General features: G+C 69.3%; 2 protein-coding genes. Both read right to left on the bottom strand.

What is annotated here, in order from left to right; all coding sequences use genetic code 11:
- A partial coding sequence (gene tnpC, locus NON00_RS24360) for an IS66 family transposase (RefSeq protein ID WP_256025391.1) occupies positions 1-870 on the bottom strand: 870 nt, incomplete at its 3' end.
- A 60-nt stretch (positions 871-930) separates the two neighbouring features.
- The coding region (gene tnpB, locus NON00_RS24355) for an IS66 family insertion sequence element accessory protein TnpB (protein ID WP_256025389.1) at positions 931-1195 on the bottom strand (265 nt) is incomplete at its 5' end.

Raw genomic sequence — 1195 nt, 5'->3', positions numbered from 1 at the left:
CGGGGGTGCCCCGCCGCCAAAGGGCCGGTCGTCGCGGACATAGGTCCAGACCCGGCCGGTGATTGTCTTGCCCCGGGCCAGCACCGGGACGGTGGTGTCGTCGCCATGCAGTCGCTCGGCAGCGAGGACATGGCCGTCGATGAGCGTCATAAGCGGGGCGAGGTTGGCAGTGCAGGCGCCGACCCAGTCGGCGATGGTGGAGACGCTGAGCTCGATGCCCTGAAAGGCATAGGCCTCGCTCTGGCGGTTCAGCGGCAGGTGCTGGCCGAACTTGGCCTCCAGGATCATGGCCAGCAGGTTCGGCCCTGCCCGGCCGCGGGCGATGGGGTGGAAGGGTGCCGGCGGCTGGGTGATGGTCTCGCAGGAGCGGCAGGAGAACCGCTCGCGGACGGTCTGGATGACCTTCCACCTGATGGGCTCGACCTCAAGCGTCTCCGTCACGTCCTCGCCCAGCTTGGACAGCTTGCCACCGCAGCAGGGGCAGGCGGTCGGGCCCGGGATGACGACCCGCTCGCGCGGCAGGTGGGCCGGCAGGGGCGCCCGCACTGGCTGGCCGCGGGGCGGGCAGTCCGGGCGGCGGGTGCGGCCCTCCTTGCCGGCGGCCTTCTCCGCCTTGGTGGCGTCCTCGCTGGCGGCCGCCACCAGTTCGCCGAGCTCGAGCTCCAGCTGGTCGATCAGCTTGCGGCCGCGCTCGGAGGAGGCGCCGTACTTATCCCGCTTCAGCCGGGCGATGAGCAGCTTGAGATGCGCCACCATCGCCTCGGCGCCGGAGGCGCGTGCCTCGGCCTCGCGCCGCGCCAGCTGCTCGGCCGCAAGTGCGGCACGCAGTGCGGCGATATCGTCGGGCAGGTTGTCCGGCGCGGCTGTCACGCCGGCGATGGAATCACATCTGCCCTACGGTGAGTAGCGCCGATCTGCCCATGCGGCGCATTATCCTGCCAGCTCAGGCCGCCAAGTTCGTTGCGGATTCCTCCAATCGATTCCGTCGAGCATGTAAGCCAGTTGCGAACCCGAGATCTGCAGGCAGCCGTCGGCCGGCGAGGGCCAGATGAAGCGCCCTCTCTCCAACCTTTTGGTGTAAAGGGACATGCCAATCCCGTCGTGCCAGATGATCTTGACCATGTCCGCACGACGGCCACGGAAGACGTAGAGATCACCGCAATGCGGGTCACGGCCCAGCGCCTGCTGCACCTGC

It is taken from the genome of Roseomonas sp. GC11 (genome assembly GCF_024437745.1).
Taxonomy (GTDB): Bacteria; Pseudomonadota; Alphaproteobacteria; order Acetobacterales; family Acetobacteraceae; genus Pseudoroseomonas.
The sequence above is the reverse complement of the archived record's forward strand: the minus strand, read 5'-3'. Positions and strand labels throughout refer to the sequence as shown.